This is a genomic window from Caballeronia sp. SBC1 (assembly GCF_011493005.1).
Lineage (GTDB): Bacteria > Pseudomonadota > Gammaproteobacteria > Burkholderiales > Burkholderiaceae > Caballeronia.
In genome coordinates this window covers 915544-939604 of the sequence record NZ_CP049156.1, presented here as the reverse complement: position 1 = coordinate 939604, position 24061 = coordinate 915544, and the positions used below count along the sequence as shown (strand labels likewise).

The following is a 24061-nucleotide window of genomic DNA, read 5'->3' as shown; positions in this document are numbered from 1 at the left end:
GAACAAGTGAAGAAATACTCTAGGCAAATTCATCAAAAGGCGATCCCAAGCGTCAGGTACGGGCGTATTTCCCGGTTCTTGAAGCCATACGCAATATCCACGTTCACCGGCCCGACCGGGCTGCGCCAGCGCACGCCCACGCCCGTGCCCGGCTCGAATACGCGCTCTTTCCAGGTGTCGGTGGCCGTGCCTATATCGAAGAACACCGCGCCGCCCCAATCGTGCGAAAACCAGTGCTGATACTCCGTGCTGCCGGTCATCAGATACTTGGTCGGCAATACTGAGCCATCGACCTCGTTACCTATGCTCTGGTAACCATAACCGCGCACCGAATTCGCACCGCCCGCGCGGAACAGCAGCGACGCGGGAATGCCGCTCGAACTGCCCGCCGTAAACACCCCGCCGAACTCCGCGCGGAACACAAACAGGTCGCGCTTGCCCAGCGGCACGTATTGCAGCAGGTTTGTATAAAGGCGCCCAAAAGTTTGATCGGTGAGGATGCCCTTCACCGCCACGTCCGCTTCCGCGCGGATCAGATTGCCCGAGCGCGGAAACAGCGGATCGTCCACGTTACGGCGCACCCATTGCCACGACGGCACGAGCGCCCGGCTGGTGGAGGGTGGGGCGCCATTCTGCGTCAGCCGGTCGTCATAGAACAGCAGCGAATACGTGGTGTCTATGTTCTGCAGCGAGCGCGTGCGCTGCACGCCCACGCGAGCGCTGTAGATGCGCGTGTCGGATACGTTCGTGTTCGTGTATGAAGCCAGCACGCTGTTCACCCAGGTGCGGCCGTCCGGCGGCATGGCGAGCTGCACCTGGCCGTATTGCTGGGTCTGGTCCAGACGCCCGGATATGGTGAACGGATAAGCCTTGCCGAAGGTATCGAGGTAACTGTAAGCGCCCTGGATGTGCGGACCGGTATCTGTCGCGTAACCCACGCCGTAACGCACGCTGTTGTACGGATACTCGCTGACCTTCAGGTGCATCGGCGTTTCATTTGGCTTGGTTACGTCGTTGTCCGCGTCGATAGCGACCGACGCGTAATACGGCGTGTTCTGCAGCTGGCGCTGCAACTCGTTCACGCGCGCGACGTCGTAGGTATCGCCTGGATGAATCCGGTCCACGTTGTGAATGATCTGTTCCGGGTAACGCCGCACGCCGCTGATGTCGAGCTTGCCGAAGGTGAAGGTCGGGCCGCTGTCGAATGTCACCGACAAATCCGCTATATGCGTGCGCGGATTCACGCGCGCCTTCGACTGCGAGATTTTCGCACCAAGATACCGGCGGGCCTGCAGCGCTTTGAGCGCGGCATTCTTCGCGTCGTCCCACGCGCTTTGTGAGAACGGATCGCCTTCCTTGACTGAAAACGCAAGACGCGCGGTGTTTTCCTGCGCGGGGTCTTCGGTCGTGATCGCCCCCTTGAACGTCAGCGAAACGGACGCGACCTTGGTCTGCGGACCGGGATCGACGCTGATGGTGACGGACTTTTTATCGCCGTCATGTTTCACGTCGGTGCGCACGACGGGGGTGAAATAACCGTCGGTCGCAACGAGATCGCGGACCTCCTGCGGCGTGGCCGTGACCAGGAAGTCGAATTGTTCGTCGCTGATGTCGTCACGCTTCTTGAAACGCGATAAATCCAGATGGTCTTTCAACAGCGACCGGACACTGCGCGGTGCGTCAATATCCACGTCGTATTTGGCATGCGCCGGTTGAGCCACGGCAAAGAGCGCCAGCGCGTGGAACGACCAGACGACACGGCGCACGGATGACCACCACCACGCACGGGAAGGCGCCTTCGACGACGCGATGACCGGCGGCTTCAGCCGCCGGTCATCGGCTTGCCCGCGCTTGAAGCGCAGCGGATCAAACAGGCGCCCCGCCAAACGAGACCTCCGGGGTTGAATTAATGAGATTGCATGGGTGATACGGGACGGCCAGCGCTCAGTGCCGGCTCGATGCTGGCGCATTGTGGGGTAAACGCCGAGCGTCGGTCCAGCAGGCGCTATTTCACCACACTGGCGCGGCCGTCTGTCCCAAAAACCGCTGGGTTGGCCGATCGGACAACTCACGGACCGACCGTTGCCCGCTAAGCCTCACCGCTCCTAAAAATGCGGGAGGTGCGCCTTGGACGGCTCTCCGCCGTGCTTGTTCCTTGGGTGTTTCAATAATTGACAGGGTTTTACCGTTGTCTGCCGGGCCGTTTCAGTAGACCGATCGACCGATGTCTCCGGTTTCCGGCGACCTTCCAGCGGGTTAACCGCTCCGCTGCCTGATGCTTGCGGTAAAATTGCGCTGAATCACGGCGGCGTCTCGCTTGAGTCTCCGCCGCGCCTGTTTTCGAATCGCTCTGAGCCAACGGAAGTCGAATCATGTACCTGTCGGACATCACCCAGTTCATCAATCAGATGAAAGAGCAGAAACCGTCGCTCGAAGCAGAGCAGCGTCAAGGCCGTGCGCTGTTGTGGGATAAGCAGCCTATAGACCTCGACGAGCGCTCGGAAATCAAGACATCGCGAGTCGAACAAACGCCCTACGTCTACTACCAGAACTTCTGAACGTGAGTGCCGCCCGCGAGGCGCAGCCGGCTTCGGAGCGTTCGGGACGCCCAGGACACTCGGGCAAGGAAGATCGCGCCGCGGCGCTAGCCGCGCCCACGACCGACTCCACGCCGAATACCATTGACGGCGTGGCGTTTGCCCATCTGTACGGCGAACCGCTCTGGAAGCTGCCCACGGATCTGTATATCCCGCCGGACGCACTCGAGATTTTCCTCGAAGCGTTCGAAGGTCCGCTCGACTTGCTGCTGTACCTGATCCGCAAGCAGAATTTCAACGTCCTCGACATCCCGATGGCCGACGTCACTCGCCAGTATTTGGGCTACGTCGACCAGATTCGCGAATCCAACCTGGAACTCGCAGCGGAATATCTGTTGATGGCGGCCATGCTGATCGAGATCAAGTCGCGCATGCTGCTGCCGGTGAAAAAGGCGGATACCGGCGAGGAAGCGGAAGATCCGCGTGCCGAACTCGTGCGGCGCCTGCTGGAATACGAGCAGATGAAGCTCGCGGCGCAGCGCCTGGACCACCTGCCGCAACTGGGTCGCGACTTCCTCCGGGCAGACGTGTTCGTCGAGCAGAGCTCGGCGCAACGCTTCCCCGACGTCGATGCAAACGATTTGCGCGCTGCCTGGGCCGACGTCATCAAGCGCGCCCGGCTGGTCGAGCATCACAAGATCTCGCGCGAGGAATTGTCGGTGCGGGAGCATATGAGCGTGATCCTGCGGCGCCTGCAAAACAACCGCTTCATGGAATTCGGCGATCTCTTCGACCCGTCGCGCGGCGTGCCTGTCGTGGTCGTGAATTTCATCGCGATGCTGGAACTGTCGCGTGAAGCGCTGATTGAAATCACCCAGGCCGAACCGTATGCACCCATCTACGTGAGGCTCGCGTATTCGCCGGCTTAAGCCTTCCGTAGTGCATAGATGGCGCATAAGCAGCGCGGCGCCCTTCCCCTTTCTTTCCCCTTGGAGCAGCGTTTTCAAAGCTGCCCGCCAGGAGACACCTGCTAGATGAAAGTCATCAGCTCGATCCATGAACTGCGCGACCAGTTGCGCGGCCAAAACCGAACCGCCTTTGTCCCTACCATGGGCAACCTGCACGAAGGCCACCTGTCGCTCATGCGGCTGGCGCGCCAGCACGGGGACCCGGTGGTTGCCAGCATTTTCGTGAACCGGTTGCAGTTCGGACCGAACGAAGATTTCGACAAATACCCGCGCACCCTGCAAGACGATATCGAAAAATTGCAGGCCGAGAACGTGTACGTGCTGTTCGCGCCGACCGAAGCCGATCTTTATCCGGAGCCGCAGCAGTACCGGGTTCATCCGCCAACTAATCTGGGCGACATTCTGGAAGGCGAATTCCGGCCGGGTTTCTTCCAGGGCGTGTGTACGGTCGTGATGAAGCTGATGTCGTGCGTGCAGCCGCGCGTGGCCGTCTTCGGCAAAAAGGATTATCAGCAACTGATGATCGTGCGGCAGATGTGCCACCAGTTTGCGCTGCCTACCGAGATCATCGCTGCTGAAACCGTGCGCGACGCCGACGGCCTGGCGCTCAGTTCGCGCAATCGCTTCCTGCAGGCGGCCGAGCGCGCCGAGGCGCCGATCCTTGCAAAAACGCTGAATCGCGTACGCGACGCGGTGCTGGCGGGTAATCGCGACTTTGCATCGATAGAAAAAGAAGCCGTGGAATCGCTTGCACAGCGCGGCTGGCAGCCCGATTACATCGCGGTGAGAAAGCGCGTGGACCTGCTGCCACCCGGCCCGGCCGATACCGCGACACCGCTCGTCGTGCTGGCCGCCGCCAAGCTGGGCACGACCCGCTTGATCGATAACCTGGAAATTTGAACGAAAAATTGAGTGAGATACGCATGCAGCGAACGCTTTTGAAATCGAAAATTCACCGCGCCACGGTCACGCATTGCGAATTGCATTACGAAGGCTCGTGCGCCATCGACGAAGATCTGCTGGAAGCCGCAAATCTGGTTGAAAACGAGCAGATCGATATCTGGAACGTGAACAACGGCGAGCGCCTGACCACCTATGCCATCAAGGGTGAGCGCGGCAGCGGCATGATTTCGCTGAATGGATCGGCGGCACGCCGGGCGCAACTGGGCGACCTGGTGATCATTGCGGCGTTCGCGCTGGTCGACGAGGCGGAACGGAAGGCGGGCTGGAAGCCCGATCTCGTGTTCGTCGATGAAAAGAACCGTATCAAGGGAAACCGCGACCACGTGCCGACGCAGAACTGGACCTGAATCTGGTTCTGTCTGGTGCAAAAACGCAAAAACGCCGGTTGGTCTTCATGGAATTGAAGCCAACCGGCGTTTTTTATGGCCGAAAGGTCGCCTGCACGCCTACGTCTACTTCTTCGACACCCATTCAATAATCGGCTGCCACTGCTCGATATCCTTCTCCACCCGGCTTTTAGCGACGTCCCAGATAGTGAGCCCGTGCGCCGCGACCTGCACGTAGTTCTGCGTATCGCGGATAAAACCCAGCACCGGCAGATCAAGCCCTTCCACGAACCGATGCAACTGATCCGCTGATTTCGTCCGGGCATCTACCCGCATACCCACCACGCCAACCTCGATTGTCCCCTTGCGCACTGCCTTTTCCTTCTGCAGCCGAACGAGAAAATCCTGCGTGGCGAGGATATCGAACATGGACGGCTGCAACGGCACGATCACCTTGTCCGCCAGCTCCAGCGCCAGTGCGAGACGAGTGCCGTGAATCCCGGCAGGCGTGTCGACAACCGCCTTCTCCAGACCTTTCGGCGGCTTCGACGGCGCATCGACATCGGTTTTCCACTCTTCTATCTTCGGCAGCGTATCCGGGCGCAAGCCCAGCCAGCCGTGTGCTGACTGCTGCTTGTCCAGGTCCGCGAGCGCAACCCACTCGCCGTTTGCCGCAAAATATCCAGCCAGATTCGTAGACAGCGTGCTCTTGCCCACGCCGCCCTTCGGATTCGCCACCACGATCACCGTCATAGGTTCAATCCACGCGTTGTCGGCCGCGCTTCACGCCCGACATCCCGGGCGTGCTGTAAGCGCTGCATTAAGTGAAAAGTTCGAGCCGTTGATACTATCGGATTTGCCTATTTCAATCCATGCGCGTCAACAACGTCGCTCAACTTCAAGGACTCCGCAACATGGCCACATTGCGCCCGGAAATCACCCTCGACTACCTGCGGGAACGCCAGCGCGGCTGCCTGCCGGAGCTGCTCGGCGTGCAAGTCGTATCGCTGGAAAGCGGCACGCTCACAGGCAAACTAACCGTGCGGCCCGAAGTGCTCGCACCGAACGGCTTCCTGCATGCGGCAACGGTGATCGGTCTCGCCGACACGTGTTGCGGCTACGCCTGCATCGCCCATCTGCCTGAGGGTGCGAAGAATTTTACGACCGTCGAGCTGAAGAGCAACCATGTAGGCACGGCACGCGAGGGAGTCATCACGGCCAAGGCCACAGCCGTTCATCTCGGCCGCACCACGCAGGTGTGGGACGCGATCGTGGCGAATGGCGAGGGTAAAACCATCGCCTTGTTTCGATGCACTCAGATGATCTTGTATTGAAGGCGTGTCCGGTATCAGGCGCTTCTACGGGTACGTGCCGTGTACCCGATTGTTGATATCACCCTGCCCCTGCCGCCTTCAGGCGAACATCGAACCGAGGGCGTCCAGGTCCAGCGCTTGCCCGAGCGTATCGGCGAGACGGTCCAGGGAGGCCTCCCGCAGCGCCGGGTAATCCAGCGCCGCGGCTTCGCGCAAACCCGCCCATTCGAGCAGCGCCGCGCAGGCTTCCGGGGTATCGAAGATGCCGTGCAGATAGGTCGCGGCGATCTGATTATCGGCGGAAATCGCGCCGTCAGGACGCTCGCCATCAAGCATCACGGCCGGCCGGGCGAGCGCCGCGCCCGTCGTGCGGCCCATGTGGATCTCGTAGCCCCGCACGGGCGCGGGGCCGATGCCCGTTGCGCCTAATGTCAACCGGCCCGTCACGTTGTCGAGCAGCTTGTCCGCCGTCAGCGTGGTATCGAGATCCAGCAGGCCCAGGCCATTCACGCAGCCAGCCGGCCCTTCGAACCCCTGCGGGTCATCCACTGTGCGGCCGAGCATCTGCATGCCGCCGCAAATGCCCAGCACCTTGCCGCCGTATCGGAGATGCCGCTCTATCGCGCGATCCCAGCCGTTTTCGCGCAGCCACGCCAGATCGCGTTGCACGCTTTTCGACCCCGGCAGCACGATCAGATCGGCCGGCGGCGGCGCCGTCCCTGCACGTACATAGGAAAAATCGACCTGCGCGTGGGCGCGCAACGCATCGAAATCCGTGTGATTGCTGATACGCGGCAACGCCGGCACGATCACCTTCAGCACCTCGCCGCCCGCTTCGCCACGCGTGTGCAACTGGCTCGGCAGCATGTCCTCGGCATCAAGCGTCAGGCCATGCAGATAGGGCACCACGCCAAGCACCGGCTTGCCAGTCTGCGCTTCGAGCCAATCGAGGCCGGGCTGCAACAGGCTGATATCGCCACGAAAACGGTTGATCACGAAGCCGCGAATCCGCGCCCTTTCCGTCTCCGATAAACACGCGAGCGTCCCGAGCAAATGGGCGAACACGCCGCCGCGGTCGATATCCGCCACCAGCACCACCGGGCAATCCACGCGCTCGGCAAACCCCATGTTGGCGATGTCGCGATCCCGCAGGTTCACCTCGGCCGGGCTTCCCGCCCCTTCCACGATAATCGCGTCAAAACGCTGCTGAAGCCGGGCGTACGAGGCGAGAACGGCCTCGAAGGCGACGGTTTTGTACTCGTGATACGCACGGGCGTCGAGATTGGCATGCGCGTGGCCGTGGATGATCACTTGCGCGCCACGATCGCTGGTGGGTTTGAGCAGCACGGGATTGAAGTCGATTTCCGCGTCCACGCCCGCCGCCATTGCCTGCAGCGCCTGCGCGCGGCCGATCTCGCCGCCGTCGACCGTCACGGCGCTGTTGAGCGCCATGTTCTGCGGCTTGAACGGCGCCACTTTCCTGCCGCCGCGCCGCGCGAGCCGGCACAAGCCTGCGACCAGCGTGCTCTTGCCGGCATCGGAGGTCGTGCCCTGGATCATCAGCGTGCCGCGCGGTGCAAATTGCATGAGGGTTTCCGTCGCCATCGGTTCTCTGGGAAGCCGCTATGGTAGCGCCCGCCGGTACAATATTGCGATGACTCCACCCGACCTCACCTTCATTCTCGGCGGCGCGCGCTCGGGCAAGAGCGCGTACGCCGAGCGGCTGGCCGCCGACAGCGGCTTGCCCGTTACTTACGTGGCGACGGCGCGTATTGGCGATGCCGAATTCGCTGTGCGCGTGGAACAGCATCGCGAACGCCGGCCGTCGCATTGGGCGCTGGTCGAAGCGCCGCTCGATCTGGGCGGCGTGCTTCGCGAACTGGATCGCGAGGGGCATGTGGTGCTGATCGACTGCCTGACACTATGGCTCGCCAACCTGCTGTTCCCCGCCGATGGCAGCACACCCGACGGCCCGCCGCTGCAAGCCTTCGGCGACTTCGACGCCGCGCTTTCAAACGTGCGCGGCAAGGTAATCATCGTGAGCAACGAGATCGGCCTGGGCGTGGTGCCAATGGGATCGGTGACACGCCTTTACGTCGATGAACTCGGCCGGCTCAACCAGCGCGTCGCCGCCGCGAGCACGCATGTGACCATGATGGTCGCCGGCCTGCCGCTCGTGCTCAAAGGCTGACATGCTGCTGCTCTCCTTCTACGCCACGGCGATGCTCGCCATTGCGGGCGTTGTGATCGACCGGATCTTCGGCGAACCAGCCACACGGCATCCGCTGGTCGCGTTCGGGCGGCTTGCCACGCGTATCGAAGCAAAGCTGAATACAGGGTTCCGGGCACGCCCAGCCGGTATTCTCGCGTGGCTCCTGGCCGTCGTGCCGCCGGTGGCGGTGAGCTGGATTCTCGTGAGCGTGCTGCCGTTTGCAGCTGCGTGTGCCGTGCATGTCGCGTTGCTGTGGTTCTCGCTCGGCGCCAAAAGCCTGCGCGACCACATCGTGCCCATCGCTCGCGCGCTCGGACTCGGCGATCTGGCCGCGGCGCGAAAGCTGACGGCGCGGATCGTCTCACGCGACACTACAAACGCCGATGAAGCCGCGCTGTCCCGTGCCGCCGTGGAATCCGCGCTGGAAAACGGCAACGACGCGATTTTCGGTGCGCTGTTCTGGTTCGTCATCGCGGGCGGCCCGGGCGCGTTGATGTTCCGCCTTGCCAACACCCTCGATGCAATGTGGGGTTACCGGACGCCGCGTTATCTGCGATTCGGCTGGGCAGCCGCCCGTTTCGACGATGTCCTGAACTTCGTGCCCGCGCGGCTCACGGCGGCAAGTTACGCCCTCCTCGGTGATACACGTACCGCGTGGCGCTGCTGGCGCACGCAGGCGCCGCTGTGGGACAGCCCGAACGCGGGGCCGGTGATGGCCGCAGGCGCTGGCAGCCTGAACGTGTTGCTCGGCGGCCCCGCCATCTATCACGGCACGCTGGAAACGCGGCCCGTGCTCGGGTTTGGAATGACGGCCTCGCCGCGCCACGTGGTGGCGGCAATGCGGCTGGTTGAGCGCACGACGATGCTCTGGCTCGCCGTGCTGCTGGTGCTGGCTTTCACGGGCGTGGGGTTTCATGGCTGATCCCATCCGGCATGGCGGGAATCTGCGGGAAGCCGCGCGTCGATACGGAATCGCGCTGGGCGACTGGCTGGATTTATCGACGGGGATCAATCCGCGGGCGTATCCGGTCCCGCCCGTGCCCGTGGATGCATGGCGTCGCTTACCCGAAGACGCCGACGGTCTGGCCGAGCTTGCAGCGCGTCACTATGGAGCGCCAGGAGCGCTGCCCGTCGCGGGTAGTCAGGCGGCGATTCGTGCGCTGCCGGGCGTGTTGAAACGCGGCGTTGCGGCCGTTGCGCCGTTGACCTACGGCGAATACGGGCCTGCGTTCGAAGGCGCCGGGCATCGGGTAGTCGGCCTCGATGTGGCATCAACGGAATTGAAGGATGACATCGATCATGTGATCATTGCGAATCCTAACAATCCGACGACCGAACGTATCACGCGTGGTGTGCTGCTGCGGTGGCATGCGCAATTGGCAGCGCGCGGTGGCACGTTGATCGTTGACGAAGCATTCGCCGATGCCTACGGCGATCCGGCCATGTCGTTGGCATCGGAGAGCGGGCGGGAGGGGTTGGTCGTGCTGCGCTCGGTCGGCAAGTTTTATGGGCTGGCCGGGATTCGCGCAGGGTTTGTGCTCGCGGCGGCACCCTTACGCGATGCGCTTTCTGAAGCACTCGGTGCGTGGACCGTAAGCGGTCCGGCACGACACGCGGTACAGGCAGCGTTCAATGATCTTTCATGGCAAGCCGACACTCGCGCCACGCTGGCTCGGGATAGCACAAGGCTGGCAGCGCTGATCCGCAGTCAAGGTTTCGATCCTCATGCAACGCCGCTTTTTGTATGGTTCGAGACCAGCAAAGCAGCGGCGTTACAGCACGCTTTGGCTACGCGCGGAATTTGGACACGTCTCTTCGAGCACGGCGCGTTACCGAGTTTGCGGATTGGTTTGACGGGATCGGAAGAGGAATGGGCGCGGTTTGACGAAGCGTTTATTGCCGCCGTGAACGCGATCCGCTGAACGATCGAGCTCTTCACGCCCAGCGGTCCACCCACCGCGTTCTCGAACAAAAGCTCGCGTACTCATGTATCGATCACAAAACCCGCTTCGTATGCAGCGCTCGCCATGCATGACGCACCCGAACCAACACACCTCATGACTTTGCGCCACCTCCTCACGCTGACCTTTATCACCGCGATTTTTGCATCGGCCCAAGCCCGCGCCGAAGCCCTCATCGTCACTGACGACACTGGCGCCACCGTCACCCTCGCCGCCCCGGCACAGCGCATCGTGAGCCTCGCGCCGCACGTCACCGAACTCCTGTTTGCTGCGGGCGGCGGTGCGCGCGTGGTAGGAGCGGTCAGCTATAGCGACTACCCGCCGCAAGCCAAAAGCGTCCCGCGTGTTGGCGACAACAAATCGCTCGACCTCGAACGCATCGTCGCGATGAAACCCGACCTGATCGTCGTCTGGCGTCACGGCAATGCGATGCGGCAGATCGACCGATTGCGCGAACTGCATGTGCCGATGTTTTTCAGCGAGCCGCACAGGCTGGACGATATCCCCGTCACCATCGATAAACTTGGCGTGCTGCTCGGGACATCGGCTCAGGCGAACAAGGCGTCGAATGCATTCCGTCACGACATCGCCGGCTTGCGGGCGCGTTATTCGAACCGGCCGCCGGTGAGCGTGTTTTACCAGGTCTGGGACGACCCGCTGATGACGCTCAACGGGACGCACATCATCAGTGAAGTGATCGATCTATGCGGCGGCCACAACGTGTTCACCGACCTGAAACCGTTGGTGCCCACCATCTCGACCGAAGCCGTGCTGGCAGCTGATCCCGAAGCAATCGTGACAGCCACGCCCGGCGCGACGAGTTCAGAGCATGCGTTGCCATCGCTGGATGCGTGGCGCAAATGGCCTTCGTTAAAGGCGGTCGCGCGCGGCAATCTGTTTGGTATAGACGGTGATCTGATCAACCGGCCGACACCGCGTCTCGCGCTCGCAGCGGCCACGTTGTGTGAAGACCTGGAAGTAGCCAGAACGCGGCGCCCGAAGTAGAGATCAGGCGTTCCAGCGCACCAGCAGCCACTCATTGCGCACGCGTTTCAACCAGACGATCGCGCCAAAATCCAGCGGCCATTGGATCGCGTTCGCGTGCGGGACGCCGAGTAGATGAGCAGTCAGTACGCGTATCACGCCGGCATGTGTCACCGCGTGAACAGGACCAGTGGTACTGGCGGTACAAACGGATTCGGCCCAACCCACCACGCGCTCGGCGAACTGCGCGACACTCTCGCCGCCATGCTCGCGTGCGTGTTCAAGATCCTCTGCCCAGCCATCGATCATTGCACGATCAAGACCATCCCAGCGCTGCCCTTCCCATGCGCCGAAATCGAGTTCCTGCAAACGCGCATCAGCTTGGACAGGACCTAATGCTTCGGCCAACAAACGGCATCGGCTTAACGGACTTGTATGCCAGACACCTTCAAACGCAGGCACTTTCAGCAGCTGCAAACGATCCTCCAACAAACGCGCTGCATCAGTCGCATCGCCCAGAAGCGGGACGTCAGTGCGGCCATAACAAATCCCGGTGTCGATACCAACAGCCGGATGGCGAATCAGGACGAGATCCATCCGAGTCCAATCAGGTAGATAGCGAGTTCAAAAATTTGCTGCGCGAAGCCGAGGCAATCGCCGGTATAACCGCCGATACGCTTGACGAAATATCGCCCCATGGCAAAACGCAACACACCAAGCGCCACGATCATCACGCATCCAAGCCGCCAGTCGGGCCAGAAAAGCCAGGGCAATCCGAACAAGGCAGCTAACAGAAACGCGCCCGCACTCATCTTCTGCGCGACCGGTTTCGCCTTGCCTTCGGCCCGTACATAGTCGAGCGTGCAGAGATAGCTGATGGCAAACGTGCGGCTTGCCGCATGCGCCGCGACGATCATCCATGCGGTACGCAACGGCAGCATCGTAGCCAATGTCTGCCACTTCAGCGCAAGCACGACGATCAACGCAATGGCACCAAAAGCGCCAATCCGCGAGTCGTGCATGATGCGCAAGACGTCCTCGCGGGTGGTCGCGCCGCCGAAGGCATCGGCGCAATCGGCGAGGCCGTCTTCGTGGAACGCACCGGTGACAAGCAGCGTTGCCGCCATCGACAACAACACCGCCACGCCTGCCGGAAACACCTGCAGCGCGGCGAGATAAACGACCGCGCCAAGCCCGCCGACCATTGCACCGATCAACGGAAAATAGCGCGCTGCCGCGTTCAGATAATGCGCTTCGAAACCGACCCAACGCGGTACCGGCACGCGGGTGAAATACCCGAGCGCGGTGAAGAAGTAGCGCAGTTCCTGCGATGGCCGGTTCATGACAGGATCACACTGCCTTGTCGGACACACCAGCGGATTCGAAGCTCGCCATTTCATTGATAAACGCCACCGCCGCGCGCAACAATGGCAACGCGAGCGCGGCGCCGGTTCCTTCGCCCAAGCGCAACCCAAGTTGCAACAACGGTGCGGCGTTGAAATGCTCCAGCATCCGCCGATGCCCCGTCTCATCCGATGCATGCGCAAACACGCAGTAGTCGAGCACAGCCGGGTTAAGCGCATGGGCCACAAGCAACGCCGACGTAACGATAAAACCATCGACGAGAATCGTCATGCGCGCTTCAGCCGCCGCGAGGAAAGCGCCTACGATCATCGCGATTTCGAAGCCGCCGAAAGTGGCCAGCGTCTCGAGCGGATCGGTGGATGCAGCGTGTTTTTTTAAAGCTGCAGCAAGCACATCGCGCTTATGGTTCAAGCCGGCGTCATCGAGGCCCGTGCCGCGTCCCACACACGCCTCAATTTCAACGTTGCAGATCCGGCTCATCAGACACGCCGCCGCCGATGTATTCGCGATCCCCATTTCGCCGAAGCCAATCACGTTGGTCCCGAGCGCCGCGTGAAAACGCACGCGCGCAGCCCCTCGCTCAATGGCTTGCAACGCTTCATCATGCGTCATGGCCGGTTCGTGCGCGAAGTTGCGCGTACCGCCGCGCCGGATCGCTGCATCGACGAATCCTGCCGCCGGCGCTACCGACGAAGCACTCGCCACGCCTGCGTCCACCACTTCAAGCGTCATGCCCGACGCCTTCGACAACGCATTGATCGCCGCCCCGCCCGCGATGAAATTCGCGACCATCTGTACCGTAACTTCCTGCGGGAACGGACTCACGCCCTCGGCTGCAATCCCATGATCGCCAGCAAAAACAATGATCGCCGGACGCTCGATACGCGGCCGCAGCGTCTGTTGAATCAGCCCGATCTGAAGCCCGAGCGATTCGAGCCGGCCGAGACTGCCGGGCGGTTTTGTCTTCGTATCGATCACATGTTGCAGCTCGGCCGCCATCGATCGATCGAGCGGTTCAGGACGGGGAAGTGTGTCGTTCATAGTGATGTGTAAGAAGAGGTTGAACGCATCACGGGCACGAGCGCTTCGTGACCGTCCTGCTGGATCAGGGTAAGCGGATAACCGAACGCGGCGCCGGCACGCTCGGGCGTGAGGACATCGCGAACAGGGCCGGCATGCGTGTGGCCGGCGCCATCGAGCAGCAAAGCATGCGTGGCAAAACGCCGGGCAAGGTTCAGATCGTGACACGAGAAAATCACGCTGCGTTGTTTCGACCTGACCCAGCCGCTCAACGCTTCGAGACAATCGATCTGATGATGCACGTCGAGATGCGCCAGCGGTTCATCGAGCAGCAACAATGGAGCGTCCTGGCACAAGGTCGCGGCCAGCGCCACGCGCTGACGTTCGCCGCCTGACAACGACAGGACATCGCGTGCAGCGAACTCAGCGAGGCCGAGCATATCGAGCGCCGCGTGCGCCGCCACGCGGTCGGCGTCGCTTTCCCAACCCCAGCCGGTCAGATGAGGAAAGCGATTGAGCATGACGGTATCTAGTACGCTGGCGCTGAACGCATCGTGCGTGGCTTGCGGCATCAACGCGCGGCGGCGGGCGAGTTCGCTCGCGCCCCACGCGCTCAACGCTTTTCCATCGAGTGAAATCGCATTCGATGCCGTCTTCGATACTCCCGCCATCGCCGCAATCAGCGTTGTCTTGCCGGCACCGTTCGGACCGGCGACGCACCATATTTCGCCCGGCGCGAAGGTCTGCGTGAGCTCCGCGATCAATACGCGACTCCCTGCGTGCAACGTGAGATTGGTGATCTGAAGTCCGTTCATGGCGCGCGCCTGAGGAGCATCCACAAGAACACCGGCACGCCGGTCAGCGCGGTAATGACGCCCACCGGCAACTGCGCCGGCGCGATCACCGTGCGCGCGATCAGGTCCGCTCCCATCACAGCCAGTCCACCGGCAAGCGCCGATGCAGGCAGCAGCATGCGCTGATCGTTGCCGAACGCGAGCCGCAACACATGCGGCACCACGAGCCCGATAAAACCAATGGTCCCCGCCGTCGTCACCGCAGCGGCCGCCGCCAGCGACGCAACGAGATACACACGCACTCTCAACTGCACGACACGCACGCCGAGCGCCTCTGCCGCTACGTCGCCACGCAGCAGAATGTTGAGCTGAGGCGCGGCCGGCACGATCGCGATCAACGCGATCACCAGCGCAATCAAAGCGGTCCATGGCGTTGCGACGCCGTTCAGGTCGCCGGTCAGCCAGAACACCATGCCACGCAAACGATTCTCCGGGGCGATAGCGAGCATGAGCGTGATCAACGCGCCCCACCCCGCCGCGATCACCGCGCCGGTCAGCAGCAATCTCGGCGATGTGTCCTGCGGCTCCCCACGCCACAACTCGCGCCGGGCGAGGCCGAGCACCAGCAGTATCGACAAGAACGCGCCCGCGAAAGCGGCAACGTCGACGCTCCACCACGACAAGGAGAACAACATCGCGGCGAGTGCGAACGCGGCCGCGCCACCCGATACGCCAAGCACATACGGTTCCGCCAACGGATTGCGCAGCAAGACCTGCAGCAATGCGCCGGCCATGCCAAGCAAGGCACCCGCCGCAAAACCGCCGAGTGCGCGCGGCAAGCGCAGGCTGAGCACGATTTCATCGATCACGTCAGTCGACCGGGACGCGAGCGCCTGCATCACCCGCAGCGGCGACACGGCAATACTCCCCAGCGCCAGCGACGCCACGAACACAGCGAGCGCCGCCAGAGCAAGCCCGGTCCAGACCATGAAGGCGCGCTGGGCGTTCATGCGTTTAACGTTCACCGCGGCTGTCAGCCGGGCATGATCGAGGTACCTCGACGCGGCGTGTTGTACGGATGCGCAAGCTGATAGTCCTTGTTGACGAGGTTGCTGAGGTTATTGATAAGCGCGCCGCCCCACGGAATGGCGACGCTTGGGACGATCCAACGGATTGCCGCTGAACGGATAGTACAGATCGTCGAAGGTTGCAGCACGGCAGATAAGCGCCACGTTTCCTGGTGAAGACCTGCACCACGCCGCCACCGGTATTCATTCCATACAGGGCGGACCCACTGCCGTTGACCGCTTCTGCGTCATCGGGCATCCGTTGCGAGCGTTGCGTTGCACCACGTCCCACCGATTTCTTCCTCTCGCCATTGATCCGCACAAACGACCGAGCTGACGATGCGCCGCGCAAGAACCATCTCGCCGATCCATCCGGGCAGCCCTGGCGCGTAATCTGCGTATCAGGCACGCCGCCGGACAGCATCACGGCGCGAGCAGTAGGTGAAACCATGACGGGAGAAGGTCCGGTTGATGCATGAGCAACGCGCCGCGCAAGTCCATGCCCCCGAACGCAGCCAGCGAGGCCCATGTTCCTCTCAAAGCCGGTATCCGGGCTGGCGATGCATCGGGCCGCCTTCCCGCGCGAGGACGCGCAGTGACAAATCCACGTCCTGCCGGACGCCATTTCGAGTGGTGAAACCTGTTGTACAGCCCGCGCCGGGACCGGCTTGCAACTTGCGTTGGAGTCGCTTACCGTTGCGGGGGCAGCGCAGGTCGGCTCGTCCGGATGGCCTTTGCTCCCTGCCTCCGCTCAACTGGCTGCGGGCAGGCACGCACGAGCGCCTGGGTGGCGGGAGTTTAAGAGCGGCACAATGGCCCGTCAAGAAAGCGCGACAATGCAGGCGTACAGACCGTTCGTACCGTGGTTCGATGATTCGATTTACCCCTGTTTTAAAGGCTCCCGCGCGATATTCCGAAGAACGCTCGCACGCCTGAATGAATGGGAAAATGAATCCCTATAAAACGTTTCCCCCTACAAATAAAGGGCCGCGCCCATGCTTTGAAGACCGACTGCTGTTACGTCTGGAAACGAACCAAATTTCTGAAGCGCCTGAGAAGCGCGCTAAAATGCGAGGTCTTAAGAGGACGCAGCACATGCTCAACGAACTCGAATCACTGTCACAGAATATCGGCCGGCTGATCAAGATCAGCGAACGCCATCATCAAGCTCACAACGCGTTGGCCCAGCAACTTGAACAGTTGCGCGCCGACTATGCCAACACGCAGGGCGAACTTGCGGCCATGCGCGAAGAACGCGACGCACTGGTGGCGGAGCGCGACTCGCTGTCGGCCAAAATTGACGACGCTCAGATTCGTCTCAACGCGATTCTCGAAAAATTGCCGCGTGCGAAGGCTGCACCGGAGCCGGATAACCAGCTTGCCCTTTTGCCTCCCGATGGCGGCATCGAACCGGATACCGCCGACACGGCGCACGGTGCGTTGCATGAAGAATCACACCATCACGGGGAAAAAGCATGACGACAAAACAGATCGAGGTATCCATTCTCGGCGCGCCGTACCGGCTCGCGTGTTCACCGGAAACCGAGGGCGCGTTGCGCGAAGCGGTGGCTCGCGTAGATGCGGAAATGTCGAAAGTGCGAAACGCAAGCAGCGTGCGCGGCACGGATCGGATCGCGGTGATGGCGGCGTTGTCGCTGGCGTCGGAATTGCTCAAACTGCAAAACAGCGTGCGTCACGGCGAAGCATTCCCGGCCGAAGAAATTCGCCGCACTATGCATCAAATGAATGAACAACTGGGCGTTGTGATTTCACAATACGAAGCACTGTAGTTGCCAACTTAGTTGCGGCAATGACCTTCTGATAGTAAGCGTGTAGCGGCTGAAATTTGCTTTAAATGCTTGACGCGCAAGCTAATGTGCGGATGTTATTTTGTTGCCGGAGTCCTGGCACGATTCCGCGTTTTGATGCATTTAACAAATTCATCGGCCACCACCAAGTTTTCCTGGATCATTGCTGCATCGTGCCGTCGATTGGTGTAAAGTGACTGCTCCCTGCCTGGTTTGCCAAGGTCATATATTCCTTGAACCAATGCCATTGCGCACGGTTGCGGGATCTTGTAGCACTGGCGAGCGCGTCACTCTGTCTGATGAGCCCAAGGTGCTGCTTACTGCGACCAATCTTGAACCCAGGTTCAGGATGCCGGCCTAGCGGCTTGGGCGGGGACCCTTTTAAACAGCATGCGTATTTGTGTTTTGCGTTTGGGTTGCGCATGCTGGCAAGCGGTTGAGTTGACTGAATGGACTAACGGCGCTGGAGCTTCTCCGGCGCCGTTTTCTTTTGCATCGTGAATCCTGCATCGTGCATGCTTCTTTGCTCGGCGCCTTTCTCCATGGAAAACATTCATGCACTACTGGCTGATGAAGTCGGAACCGAACGAAGCGAGTATTGACCATCTCGCTCACGCGCCGAAAAAAACCTTGCCGTGGACCGGCGTGCGTAATTACCAGGCACGCAACTTCATGCGCGACGGCATGCAGATTGGCGACGGCGTGCTGTTCTATCACTCGAGCTGTCCGCAACCGGGAATCGCAGGCATCGCGAAGGTATCGTCGGCTGCTTATCCCGATCCCACTCAATTCGATTCCTCCAGCCACTACTACGATCCCAAGTCATCGCCGGAAAAACCGCGCTGGTTGCTCGTCGACGTTCACTTCGTGAAGAAGACACCGCTCATTCCCCTCGCCGTGCTACGCGATCACGTGGAGCTTGCCGACATGCAAGTGCTCGCCCGAGGCAATCGCCTTTCAATCACGCCGGTAACGGAAGCGCAGTGGCGCTTTATCAACGAACGTCTCTTGTGACGCCCCTCGTAACCTCGTTGAAGGGAACTTCGCACGTGTGAGAGGCGCCTAAGCTTCGCGTCACATGACGCGCACTCATGCTTACGGAGTTAGACGATGACAAAGAAAAACACCACTTCCACACTGGCAGCCGCTGTGCTGCTTGCTGGCGCCGCCATGGCACAAAGCGCCTTTGCGCAAAGCGTCGTTCAGGCGCAGCCGTCGGGCGTGTTGTCGCTGTCGGCACAGGCCAGCGCAGACGTGCCGCAGGACGTGGTCGACATCACGCTGTTCTATGAGCAGGAAGCGCAGGACCCGGCCTCATTGACGACCGTGCTCAACCAACGCGCGGACGCCGCGCTGCGCCAAGCGAAGGGTGTCGATAACGTCACTGCGCACAGCGGTTCGTTCACCGTCTTCCCGTCAACGGATCGCGATGGCCGCATCTCCGCATGGCGCGGCCGCACGGAAGTCGTGCTGGAGTCGAAGGACTTCGCCGCTGCGTCCAAGCTGGCAGGCAAGATGAGCGATTCAATGCAAGTAGGCAGCGTGACGTTCTCGCTCTCGCCAGAAGCACAACGCGCCGCCGAGCAGAAACTATCGACGCAGGCTATTGCTTCGTTCAAGCAGCAGGCACAGAGTTCGGCTCAGGCGTTCGGCTATAGCGGTTATGCGATCCGTGAAGTGAACATCGGGCATAACGGGTCGTCGCCGCGTCCTGTCATGATGATGGCAGCACGCAACATGGGCGCGGATGCAAAGATGTCGGCACCCATGGCGCTTGAAGGGGGCACCTCGACAGTGACCGTGAACGTGTCGGGTTCGGTGCAGATGAACCGATAAGCCGCTCGGTTCAAGTCTCGCAATATAAAAAAAGCCTCGCTGTGTGCGAGGCTTTTTCATGGCATTTGTAAAGCCTGATCTCTCGTTCAGGAGAGCTTCGCGGACTCTGAAGGCACTGCCCGCCCTCGCCGATACGACCAGATGAGCAGGCCAATTCCGCCGATGATCATGGGCAGCGAAAGCCATTGGCCCATCGACAGATTCATGGCCAACAGACCGAGATAGTCATCTGGTTCACGCGCGAATTCAACCGTGAAGCGCGCGAGGCCATAACCAATCAGAAACACCGCCGAAATCGCGCCGACCGGCCGCTGCTTGCGAGACATCAGCCACATCACGATAAACAGCGCAAACCCTTCCAGCGCGATTTCGTACAACTGCGACGGATGACGCGGCAGCATCTGGTAACGCTCGAAGATCTCGTTCAAATGCCACTGTGCGGCCTGTTGGGGATGAGTGCGCAGCCAGATGGCGTCATCGGGGGATGCGTTCTGGAACAGCATGGCCCACGGCGCGTTCGGATTGGTCACGCGGCCCCACAACTCGCCGTTGATGAAGTTGCCGAAGCGCCCGGCCGCAAGCCCGAGCGGGACCAGCGGCGCGACGAAATCGGTGACCTGCAGCCAAGTGCGCTTTCTTTGCCATGCGAACACGACCATGGCGAGCGTCACGCCGATCATGCCGCCATGGAAGGACATGCCGCCTTCCCAGACCTTGAAGATATCGAGCGGATTCGCGAAGTAGAAGCTCGACTTGTAGAACACCACATAACCAAGCCGGCCGCCCAGGATGGTGCCGAGCACGCCGTAAAACAGGATGTCGTCGATATCCTTCGTCGTCCATCCCTGCGCCGAGACGTAGGGCAAACGCAGCCTGATCCGTCCAATCACAATGCATTGGATGAACGCCAGCAAATACATGAGGCCATACCAGCGCACAGCGAGCGGACCGAGATGAAGCGCGATGGGATCGAAATTGGGGTGAATGAGCATGTTTCTATTTACGTGTTGGGGTCACGGCAACGCAGGCACGGTAGCCGCATGAGCGCGCACTATATCGATAAAACCGGCGAGCACCGGGCTGACCTCCGCTGCACGCCACACGAGTCCCGTCTCCACAACTGGACCCGATTCGAGCAACGGACGATACACCACTCCGGTCCTGCGCAGATGACGCAGTGACTGCGGCACGAGCGCGACACCCATGCCAGCCGATACCAAACTGACAATGGTCTGCATCTGAATAGCCTCCTGCCCGACTCGCGGCATCAGGCCGGCCGCGCCGTAGCAACCCATAATCATGTCATAGAAACCGGGCGCGAGACGCCGTGGAAAGACGACGAGCGGGGCATCGGCGAGTTGGTGAAGGCTGACAGGCGTCTGCGACCACTCTTCGGCGCCCTGCCCGAGCTCCGCCGCGACATCACCCGACATGGCGATGACCAACGGCTCGCGCGCGATCGGTAAATACGACAGCGCGACGGCGTGGCGCGGCGGCAGCGGGGGAATCACGAGCCCGGCATCTATGCGGCCCGCCACCAGCTCCTCCACCTGGACGTCGCTGGTCGCTTCCACAAGTTGCAGGCGCACGCCAGGATAACGGGCGCCGAAATCGCGCAGCAGCAGCGGCAGGAGGCCGTAATCGGCGGTGGAAACGAACGCAAGCGACAAAACCCCCGCCTCGCCCCGCGCAAGCGACTGGGCGAGCGGTCTTAACGCATCCGCACCCGCGAGCAGCCGTCGCACTTCCGGCAGCAGATCCTTGCCCACGGGCGTCAGCTCGACGGAACGCTTCGTCCGCACGAACAGCGCCACGCCGAGCATGTCTTCGAGCGCCCGGATGGCCTGCGACAACGGCGGCTGGGTCATCGCAAGCCGCCCTGCAGCCCGTCCGAAGTGCATTTCCTCGGCAACCGTCACAAAATACCGCAACAATCTAAGTTCTATGTTCCGCGCTTCCACTGATATGCCCTGCGACTTAATAGACCCTGAATAATATATTGGACACGCGTTCGTACAAGCTTCATTCTTTCGCGACCAGACAATAAAATCCTCAAGGAGCCCCACATGGCCTTCAATCGCCGCTCGAAAAACATCACGCAAGGCATCGCGCGTTCCCCCAACCGCTCGATGTATTACGCCCTCGGCTACAAGGAAGAAGACTTCGACAAGCCGATGATCGGCATCGCCAACGGTCATTCCACCATCACGCCGTGCAACTCGGGCCTGCAAAAGCTCGCCGATGCCGCCGTCGAATCGATCCGCAAGTCGGACGCCAATCCACAGACCTTCGGCACGCCGACCATTTCGGACGGCATGTCGATGGGCACCGAAGGCATGAAGTACTCGCTCGTGTCGCGCGAAGTGATCGCCGACTGTATTGAAACGGCCGTGCAAGGCCAGTGGATGGACGGCGTGGTCGTGATTGGCGGCTGCGACAAGAACATGCCGGGCGGCATGATCGGCCTCGCGCGCATGAACGTGCCCGGCATCTACGTGTACGGCGGCACGATCCGCCCGGGCAACTGGAAAGGCGTGGATCTGACCATCGTGTCGTCGTTTGAAGCCGTGGGCGAATTCTCGGCTGGGCGGATGTCGAAGGAAGACTTTGACGGCATCGAGAAAAACGCGTGCCCGTCGAGTGGTTCGTGCGGCGGCATGTACACGGCCAACACCATGAGCTCGTCGTTCGAAGCGCTCGGCATGTCGCTGATGTATTCATCGACCATGGCGAACCCCGACGAAGAAAAGGTCACGTCGGCTGCGGAATCGGCGCGCGTGCTGGTCGAAGCGGTCAAGGCTGATCTCAAGCCGCGCGACATCATCACGAAGAAATCGATTGAAAACGCGGTTGCGCTGATCATGGCAACCGGCGGCTCGACCAATGCCGTGCTGCACTACCTGGCTATCGCCCATGCGGCCGAGGTGGAATGGAGCATCGACGACTTCGAGCGCATGCGCAAGAAAGTGCCGGTGATCTGTAACCTGAAGCCGTCGGGCCAGTATGTGGCGACCGATCTGCACAAGGCCGGCGGCATTCCGCAAGTGCTGAAGATCTTGCTCGACGCGGGCATGCTGCACGGCGATTGCATCACGATCACGGGCAAGACCATTGCGGAAGAACTGAAGGACGTGCCGTCGACGCCGCGTGCCGACCAGGACGTGATTTTCCCGATCAACAAGGCCCTCTACGACGAAGGCCATCTGGCAATTCTGAAGGGCAACCTGGCACCGGACGGCGCCGTGGCGAAGATCACCGGCCTGAAGAACCCGGTCATCACCGGCCCGGCGCGCGTGTTCGAGGACGAGCAAAGTGCGATGACCGCGATTGTCGCGGGTCAGATCAAGGCGGGCGACATTGTCGTGTTGCGTTATCTCGGCCCGAAGGGCGGTCCGGGCATGCCGGAAATGCTGGCGCCGACTTCAGCGATCATCGGCCAGGGGCTGGGTGAATCGGTGGGCCTGATTACCGATGGACGCTTCTCCGGCGGCACGTGGGGCATGGTGGTGGGTCACGTTGCTCCGGAAGCCTACGCGGGCGGCACGATTGCGTTCATCAAGGAAGGGGATTCGATCACTATCGACGCTCACAAGCTGCTGTTGCAACTGAACGTGGATGATGCCGAGATCGAGCGTCGCCGCGGGGAGTGGAAACAGCCTGCGCCACGTTATACGCGTGGCGTGCTAGCCAAGTATGCTGCGCTCGCGTTGCCGGCGAACAAGGGCGCGGTAACGGGTTGATTGCGCGTTGTTTTTAGCTTGGCGCCGGTAGACCGTTTCAGGTTCCGCCGGCGCCGGCAAGAAGCAATGCCGGATTAATGCTCGATTGCTGGATTGCCGCTGCGCCGGGCCGGGCCCAGCGCCGGCGGCCGGAATCGTGCCGAAAACCTCTTCTTACTGGCGCCCTCGCCGTTCCAGTTCGTCCGCCACCGCCTCGCGCACCCATTGCGTCAACTCGGTTTCCAGCGCCAACGCAACCTCCCGCGTAATCTGGCTGACCAGCCAGGTGGAATGCTCCTGCAACGACTCTCTGCAACGTTCCTCGATCAACGCACGGCCATCGCCTGTCAAAAAGTGCGTGAAGCGTCCGCGCAGCCTGTCTGCGATTACATCGGCGTCACGATCCGCGCCGTGTGCAAGCTCCTCGCGCGAAGGCGCAGCCGCCGGCGACAACACAGGCTCCGGCGCGCGCGGTGCAACACGGGCGCGATCCGGGCGGCCCGGCACGATCACATCGGTCAGGACGGGAATGGAGGAATCGAAATTTTCGGGTGTTTCAGCCGTATCGGGCGCGATGGTGATGGGCACGAGTGGACTCCGTCTCTTGATGGCAGGCTGATGGCAACCTAATGGCAACCTGATAGCAGGCTGACTGCGGGCTAACGGCGCGCGTTTTTGCGATCATACCGCGTGGCCGCTGCTGGTTGCGACTAAGGCAGCGACTAAGGCAGCGTGTGAGGCTCCGGCTGAGCGGCGCGCTCAGCCGCCCTGCTTGTAGTTGTTGAGCACGTAGCCCCGATCGCGATAGAACCGATACCGGTCGCGCCCGGCCACGAGTTCGTGCTCCTCGTTGCCGACCACTTCCAGCAGGCGTTCAAACCGCGCGAACTGCGGCGGCACCGTTGCGCCGAGATTCAGCAGGATCTGATGCCGCTGATCCTGCACCAGCGACTCCAGCGACGCCGTCAGCAACACCGGCGTTTGCCCCGCCAGCGCGCTGTCCGCCATGCAATGCGGCACGAACTCGAGCGGCTTGAAGGTCCACAATTGCTCGTCGAACTGCTTCAACCGCTCGGGTTCAGCCAGCACGATCAACGGCTGGCCGCTCAGGTAAGCCTTGCGCACAAGGCGGCAGGCGTACGCGATCGAATCCCCCACATTCGAATGGAAATCGATACGCGTCATGCC

At 61.5% G+C, this 24061-nt stretch carries 27 protein-coding genes, 1 other RNA gene, 1 pseudogene and 1 riboswitch; of the genes and pseudogenes, 15 read left to right on the top strand and 14 right to left on the bottom strand.

Going from position 1 to position 24061, the window contains the following annotated elements; all coding sequences use genetic code 11:
- Positions 1-32 precede the first annotated feature (32 nt).
- On the bottom strand, positions 33-1766 hold the full coding sequence (locus tag SBC1_RS04070) for an autotransporter assembly complex family protein (RefSeq protein WP_370469609.1): 1734 nt from the start codon (positions 1764-1766) through the stop codon (positions 33-35).
- A 603-nt stretch (positions 1767-2369) separates the two neighbouring features.
- Here SBC1_RS04070 and SBC1_RS04065 point away from each other — a divergent pair.
- The 4 genes from SBC1_RS04065 to panD all read left to right on the top strand — a co-directional run bounded on the left by SBC1_RS04065 (position 2370) and on the right by panD (position 4815).
- The gene (locus SBC1_RS04065) at positions 2370-2558 is read left to right on the top strand and encodes a DUF3460 family protein (RefSeq protein WP_179841320.1); all 189 of its coding nucleotides are present in this window, start codon (positions 2370-2372) and stop codon (positions 2556-2558) included.
- A gap of 122 nt (positions 2559-2680) precedes the next feature.
- A complete protein-coding gene (locus SBC1_RS04060; RefSeq protein ID WP_165093051.1) occupies positions 2681-3466 on the top strand; it encodes a ScpA family protein in 786 nt (261 codons plus the stop codon).
- A 105-nt stretch (positions 3467-3571) separates the two neighbouring features.
- Positions 3572-4405, top strand: coding sequence for a pantoate--beta-alanine ligase (panC, locus tag SBC1_RS04055; RefSeq protein ID WP_165987380.1), 834 nt, complete (start codon positions 3572-3574; stop codon positions 4403-4405).
- Between the two features lie 23 nt (positions 4406-4428).
- Positions 4429-4815: an aspartate 1-decarboxylase gene (gene panD, locus SBC1_RS04050; protein ID WP_165087181.1), complete on the top strand. Its 387-nt coding sequence runs from the start codon at positions 4429-4431 to the stop codon at positions 4813-4815.
- 105 nt (positions 4816-4920) lie between these two features.
- On the opposite strand, the gene SBC1_RS04045 is transcribed toward panD, so the two are convergent.
- Entirely contained in the window at positions 4921-5547 is a 627-nt protein-coding gene (locus SBC1_RS04045; protein ID WP_165087178.1) for a ParA family protein, read from the bottom strand.
- A gap of 161 nt (positions 5548-5708) precedes the next feature.
- Here SBC1_RS04045 and SBC1_RS04040 point away from each other — a divergent pair, with 161 nt between their 5' ends.
- Positions 5709-6128 carry a PaaI family thioesterase gene (locus SBC1_RS04040; protein ID WP_165087176.1) on the top strand — a complete coding sequence of 140 codons (420 nt, stop codon included), beginning with the start codon at positions 5709-5711 and terminating at the stop codon, positions 6126-6128.
- Positions 6129-6206: 78 nt separating this feature from the next.
- On the opposite strand, the gene SBC1_RS04035 is transcribed toward SBC1_RS04040, so the two are convergent.
- Positions 6207-7694, bottom strand: coding sequence for a cobyric acid synthase (locus SBC1_RS04035; protein WP_165087174.1), 1488 nt, complete (start codon positions 7692-7694; stop codon positions 6207-6209).
- Positions 7695-7761: 67 nt separating this feature from the next.
- Between SBC1_RS04035 and cobU the strand changes: the two genes are divergently transcribed.
- The 4 genes from cobU to SBC1_RS04015 all read left to right on the top strand — a co-directional run bounded on the left by cobU (position 7762) and on the right by SBC1_RS04015 (position 11285).
- A complete protein-coding gene (gene cobU / locus SBC1_RS04030) occupies positions 7762-8298 on the top strand; it encodes a bifunctional adenosylcobinamide kinase/adenosylcobinamide-phosphate guanylyltransferase (protein WP_165087172.1) in 537 nt (178 codons plus the stop codon).
- 1 nt (position 8299) lies between these two features.
- A complete protein-coding gene (cbiB, locus tag SBC1_RS04025) occupies positions 8300-9241 on the top strand; it encodes an adenosylcobinamide-phosphate synthase CbiB (protein ID WP_165087170.1) in 942 nt (313 codons plus the stop codon).
- Entirely contained in the window at positions 9234-10241 is a 1008-nt protein-coding gene (gene cobD, locus SBC1_RS04020; RefSeq protein WP_165987378.1) for a threonine-phosphate decarboxylase CobD, read from the top strand. The genes cbiB and cobD overlap by 8 nt, the downstream gene beginning before the upstream one ends.
- 135 nt (positions 10242-10376) lie before the next feature.
- Positions 10377-11285: a cobalamin-binding protein gene (locus SBC1_RS04015; RefSeq protein WP_165987376.1), complete on the top strand. Its 909-nt coding sequence runs from the start codon at positions 10377-10379 to the stop codon at positions 11283-11285.
- Between the two features lie 3 nt (positions 11286-11288).
- Here SBC1_RS04015 and cobC read toward each other — a convergent pair whose 3' ends face one another.
- The 7 genes and pseudogenes from cobC to SBC1_RS40475 all read right to left on the bottom strand — a co-directional run.
- On the bottom strand, positions 11289-11861 hold the full coding sequence (gene cobC, locus SBC1_RS04010) for an alpha-ribazole phosphatase family protein (protein ID WP_165087163.1): 573 nt from the start codon (positions 11859-11861) through the stop codon (positions 11289-11291).
- Positions 11846-12607, bottom strand: coding sequence for an adenosylcobinamide-GDP ribazoletransferase (locus SBC1_RS04005; protein WP_165087161.1), 762 nt, complete (start codon positions 12605-12607; stop codon positions 11846-11848). Before SBC1_RS04005 ends, cobC begins: the two co-directional genes overlap by 16 nt.
- A 7-nt stretch (positions 12608-12614) precedes the next feature.
- Positions 12615-13670 (bottom strand): nicotinate-nucleotide--dimethylbenzimidazole phosphoribosyltransferase, encoded by a 1056-nt coding sequence (gene cobT, locus SBC1_RS04000; protein WP_165087159.1) that lies wholly within the window; start codon positions 13668-13670, stop codon positions 12615-12617.
- Positions 13667-14464 (bottom strand): ABC transporter ATP-binding protein, encoded by a 798-nt coding sequence (locus SBC1_RS03995; protein ID WP_165987374.1) that lies wholly within the window; start codon positions 14462-14464, stop codon positions 13667-13669. The genes cobT and SBC1_RS03995 overlap by 4 nt, the downstream gene beginning before the upstream one ends.
- The gene (locus SBC1_RS03990; protein ID WP_165987372.1) at positions 14461-15453 is read right to left on the bottom strand and encodes an iron ABC transporter permease; all 993 of its coding nucleotides are present in this window, start codon (positions 15451-15453) and stop codon (positions 14461-14463) included. Before SBC1_RS03990 ends, SBC1_RS03995 begins: the two co-directional genes overlap by 4 nt.
- A 23-nt stretch (positions 15454-15476) precedes the next feature.
- Positions 15477-15659: a hypothetical protein gene (locus SBC1_RS39745; protein ID WP_241202008.1), complete on the bottom strand. Its 183-nt coding sequence runs from the start codon at positions 15657-15659 to the stop codon at positions 15477-15479.
- Between the two features lie 98 nt (positions 15660-15757).
- Positions 15758-15934: pseudogene (locus tag SBC1_RS40475) on the bottom strand (hypothetical protein); the annotation flags it as partial.
- A gap of 98 nt (positions 15935-16032) precedes the next feature.
- A riboswitch (cobalamin riboswitch) is annotated at positions 16033-16312 on the bottom strand.
- Between the two features lie 293 nt (positions 16313-16605).
- Between SBC1_RS40475 and SBC1_RS03980 the strand changes: the two are divergent.
- From SBC1_RS03980 to SBC1_RS03960, 5 genes are all read left to right on the top strand, one after another.
- Positions 16606-16989 carry an ATPase gene (locus tag SBC1_RS03980; protein ID WP_165093050.1) on the top strand — a complete coding sequence of 128 codons (384 nt, stop codon included), beginning with the start codon at positions 16606-16608 and terminating at the stop codon, positions 16987-16989.
- The gene (locus SBC1_RS03975) at positions 16986-17300 is read left to right on the top strand and encodes a cell division protein ZapA (protein WP_165087148.1); all 315 of its coding nucleotides are present in this window, start codon (positions 16986-16988) and stop codon (positions 17298-17300) included. The genes SBC1_RS03980 and SBC1_RS03975 overlap by 4 nt, the downstream gene beginning before the upstream one ends.
- Positions 17301-17516: 216 nt before the next feature.
- Positions 17517-17698: non-coding RNA, 6S RNA (gene ssrS, locus SBC1_RS03970), on the top strand.
- A 175-nt stretch (positions 17699-17873) separates the two neighbouring features.
- Positions 17874-18332 (top strand): EVE domain-containing protein, encoded by a 459-nt coding sequence (locus SBC1_RS03965; protein WP_165087145.1) that lies wholly within the window; start codon positions 17874-17876, stop codon positions 18330-18332.
- Between the two features lie 96 nt (positions 18333-18428).
- Positions 18429-19154 carry an SIMPL domain-containing protein gene (locus SBC1_RS03960; protein WP_165087143.1) on the top strand — a complete coding sequence of 242 codons (726 nt, stop codon included), beginning with the start codon at positions 18429-18431 and terminating at the stop codon, positions 19152-19154.
- A gap of 86 nt (positions 19155-19240) precedes the next feature.
- Here the strand turns inward: SBC1_RS03960 and lgt are convergent, their stop codons facing one another.
- Entirely contained in the window at positions 19241-20146 is a 906-nt protein-coding gene (lgt, locus tag SBC1_RS03955) for a prolipoprotein diacylglyceryl transferase (protein WP_165087141.1), read from the bottom strand.
- Positions 20147-20167: 21 nt separating this feature from the next.
- Complete coding sequence (locus SBC1_RS03950) at positions 20168-21055, bottom strand: LysR family transcriptional regulator (protein WP_241202072.1); 888 nt, start codon at positions 21053-21055, stop codon at positions 20168-20170.
- A 165-nt stretch (positions 21056-21220) separates the two neighbouring features.
- Here SBC1_RS03950 and ilvD point away from each other — a divergent pair, with 165 nt between their 5' ends.
- Positions 21221-22894 (top strand): dihydroxy-acid dehydratase, encoded by a 1674-nt coding sequence (gene ilvD, locus SBC1_RS03945; protein ID WP_165087136.1) that lies wholly within the window; start codon positions 21221-21223, stop codon positions 22892-22894.
- Positions 22895-23047: 153 nt separating this feature from the next.
- Here the strand turns inward: ilvD and SBC1_RS03940 are convergent, their stop codons facing one another.
- On the bottom strand, positions 23048-23461 hold the full coding sequence (locus tag SBC1_RS03940; RefSeq protein WP_206366002.1) for a DUF2486 family protein: 414 nt from the start codon (positions 23459-23461) through the stop codon (positions 23048-23050).
- 171 nt (positions 23462-23632) lie between these two features.
- Entirely contained in the window at positions 23633-24058 is a 426-nt protein-coding gene (locus SBC1_RS03935; RefSeq protein WP_165087134.1) for a DNA polymerase III subunit chi, read from the bottom strand.
- Between the last annotated feature and the right edge of the window lie 3 nt (positions 24059-24061).